Genomic DNA, 3033 nt, shown 5'->3' with positions numbered 1-3033 from the left:
CAAGGTCCGCAACATATCAAACGTCAATTATTTACATGGTCCTGACCTAAAACGAACCATTGAGTCCTGGCTGATGACCGTACCAAATTTCGTCCAAAAACGTAGTGACCAACCCATTTTGACCCTTGATAATGTTTCCTACACTTATCCATGGCGGGACCGGGCCACCTTGCGCAATATTTCTACCCAAGTTTTCAAAGGTGACATGATTGCTATTGTCGGAAAAAATGGGTCGGGTAAGTCCACGCTGGGTCAGATGATGGACGGAAACATCCGCCCAGATTCGGGCACGATGACTTGGTTAGGTGAAGAAGTCACTGACGATAACTTATGTCAAATGAAGCAAGAAACAGTCTACATCCAACAAAATATCGACCAATCCATCCTGGATTTCACTGTGAAAGACTATCTGAATGGGATTGCCGCTAATTGTAATTACTCCGCGGAAGAAGCAGAAGAAGTCATTCGAGATTCCTTAAAACGAACGGGTCTGATTTATGCTGCTGAACTACGAATTGGCCAGTTATCCTTTGGCCAACAAAAACGAATCATGTTGTCGTCTGTCTTAATCAACAAGCCGTCACTATTAATTATTGACGAGCCTTCTGAGGGCCAAGACTACCATCATTATAATGAATTCATGCAGTACCTATATCAAATTAACCAAGAACAAGAAATTGCGATCATCATCAACACCCATAACACGGACCTAGTATTAGAATTTACTCGTCATGCTTGGGTATTATCTGAGGGCGAATTAATCGCGGATACCCAACCTATTCGAATCGCCACGGATTATCGTTTAATCCAGAGAGCCTTTTTACGGGAATCAAATTTATATATCTTTGCCCGTCAAATCGGCTTAATCGATCCTTACAATTTCATCAAAAAATTCATGGATTATCATAGAGAAGTTAACCGTTAGTTAGGTAAATCGCTAGGCAGGTGCTAGCGGATTACGAAATAAAAATAATAAGCATAAGGGAGGGTGTTTAATGGCAGAAATTGTGGATGCCAAGTCCGAACGTTTCAAGTTATCAATCCCCGTTATTGTAGGCTATTTACCAGTTGGTTTAGCTTGTGGGTTACTACTCGCTGATGCCGGCTTAACCTGGTGGCAGGTTGTGCTGATGTCCAGTCTAGTGTTTGGGGGCTCCGCGCAATTTGTGGCAGCAGCCCTGATTGCACAAAATGCTGGTGTAATGGAAGTATTTATCTCAGTACTATTATTAAGTTCCCGCCAAGCCTTGTATAGTGTGTCTTTTGGCCCATACTTAAAACAAGCGCCCAATTTTAAGGTCGCTTGGTTAGGCTACATGACAGCAGACGAATCTTACGCCATCAATGTCTTAAAACTGCAAGATAACAGTCCACAGAAACCATGGGCCATTAACGACGCCTTATTCGTCGCTACTGCAACATGGACTTCCTGGATCCTATTTACTGCATCGGGTGCCTTGTTTGGTACCTTCATTCAAATTCCTGATGTCATTTCAAACTTTGTCATGGTCGCTATGTTTATCGGCATTCTTGTCCCGAACCTAAACAACCGTATGATGCTCAACACCATGCTATTCACCGGTGTGATTGCCGTCATCTTGATGACTATTTTCCAATCATCCTACGTGATTATTATGGCCACAGCCATCGCCTTATCGGTCGTATTCTATTTCTTAAAACGTCAAGAAAATAACCGTGTAACATAGGAGGGGTATCATGACATTATTCGTAGTAACACTCGGCTTACTGTGCACCGCCATGCGCGTCGTACCTGCACTCGTTATGCGTAACAGCAAAATTTCTCCAATGGTATACAAAACAATGGCTTACCTACCCGTTATCATTTTTACCGCAATGATTTTTACCGACATATTTTTCTGGGAAAGCCACTTCAACCTCAACCTACTGGAGAACATCAAACTGATACCAGCACTCGTGTCCTTGTTCGTCGCCTACCGGTTTAAAGACATCATCAAAACCATCATCGCCGGCGTCGGCACCATCGCCATTTTATACATTATCTTATAATTTTTTGAAAAAGGGCATAGCTATTCCAAGCTAGCTCCCCAGACCGTGACTCGAGGGCCATGGTCTTTTTTACTGTCGTCATTTGGTTAAAATCAACAAACCTTTGTCTAAAATTGTAGGGCGTGGAAATAGCTCTTTTGTTTCGGCTCGGCTGATATAAGTATGTGGCAGCCCTAATAAAAAGCATGCAAAAAAGTGCCTTCTTCATGTTGAATGGGCACTTTTTGGTGATTATTTAAATTAAGGTGATAATTGTGTTGCACCTTGATAATCGGGCTCCACAAACCAGAAATGACTGCGTTTCAGATTAGCTTATAGCTGATTGCATCATCTACTGCGCTAATCTTCCAACGTTCATTTCTGAACGGTTTTTGTCGCACCTTCCTAGTCGAGTTCAAAATGTCAGGCTCGTGCCACTTCAGAAATAAGTTGTGTGATGTGCCATCACTACACTTATTTCTTCCACTGTTACGAGTCTAAACGACATTTTTTACATCCTTATAATCGGGCTCCCCAAACCAGAAATGACTGCGTTTCAGATTAGCTTATAGCTGATTGCATCATCTACTGCGCTAATCTTCCAACGTTCATTTCTGAACGGTTTGTGTCGCACCTTCCTCTTAATTCTGGCTTCTTGATGCGAAATACTCGATATTGATTCGGCGGAGTCTTGACCATTCAGCTGGTTTTCCGGTGATCATTAAGTCTGTGTTACGCAGTTCGCTCAGGTCTTGGCAGTCTAATACCATCATCAACAAGCGTAATTGTTCGTCGTAAGACTTGACCATTTCAATCGTAGCGTCTACGCCTTCTCCAAGGACCGAATGCAGGAACTGACCTGACATACCAACGGCAGATGCGCCTAGGGCAAGTGCCTTCATCATTTGCATTGGGTCTTTAATCCCCCCAGAAGCAACGATGGCCGTCTGGCTCATCAAAGGCTGTGATTCTAATAATGAAATAACGGTTGATTGACCCCAGTCAGCCATGTAGGCGAACTCTTGG

4 protein-coding genes are annotated in these 3033 nt (G+C 43.1%); 3 read left to right on the top strand and 1 reads right to left on the bottom strand.

Going from position 1 to position 3033, the window contains the following annotated elements; all coding sequences use genetic code 11:
• The 3 genes from ACRCJ0_RS11415 to ACRCJ0_RS11405 form a co-directional block, all read left to right on the top strand.
• On the top strand, window positions 1–925 hold a 925-nt coding region (locus ACRCJ0_RS11415; protein ID WP_431390494.1), incomplete at its 5' end, for an ATP-binding cassette domain-containing protein.
• 70 nt (window positions 926–995) lie between these two features.
• Window positions 996–1706 carry an AzlC family ABC transporter permease gene (locus ACRCJ0_RS11410; protein ID WP_371430243.1) on the top strand — a complete coding sequence of 237 codons (711 nt, stop codon included), beginning with the start codon at window positions 996–998 and terminating at the stop codon, window positions 1704–1706.
• Window positions 1707–1716: 10 nt separating this feature from the next.
• A complete protein-coding gene (locus ACRCJ0_RS11405) occupies window positions 1717–2028 on the top strand; it encodes an AzlD domain-containing protein (RefSeq protein WP_149315377.1) in 312 nt (103 codons plus the stop codon).
• A 620-nt stretch (window positions 2029–2648) separates the two neighbouring features.
• On the opposite strand, the gene ACRCJ0_RS11400 is transcribed toward ACRCJ0_RS11405, so the two are convergent.
• Window positions 2649–3033 (bottom strand): alpha-hydroxy-acid oxidizing protein (locus ACRCJ0_RS11400; RefSeq protein WP_431390493.1); only part of this gene is annotated, 385 nt, incomplete at its 5' end.

This window comes from Aerococcus sp. L_32 (assembly GCF_050689315.1).
This window is presented reverse-complemented; position numbering and strand designations above follow the sequence as displayed.

Bases quoted from the DNA above. Each gene is read 5' to 3' on its own strand.
- ACRCJ0_RS11410 (WP_371430243.1), top strand. From the start codon at position 996: ATGGCAGAAATTGTGGATGCCAAGTCCGAACGTTTCAAGTTATCAATC.
- ACRCJ0_RS11405 (WP_149315377.1), top strand. From the start codon at position 1,717: ATGACATTATTCGTAGTAACACTCGGCTTACTGTGCACCGCCATGCGC.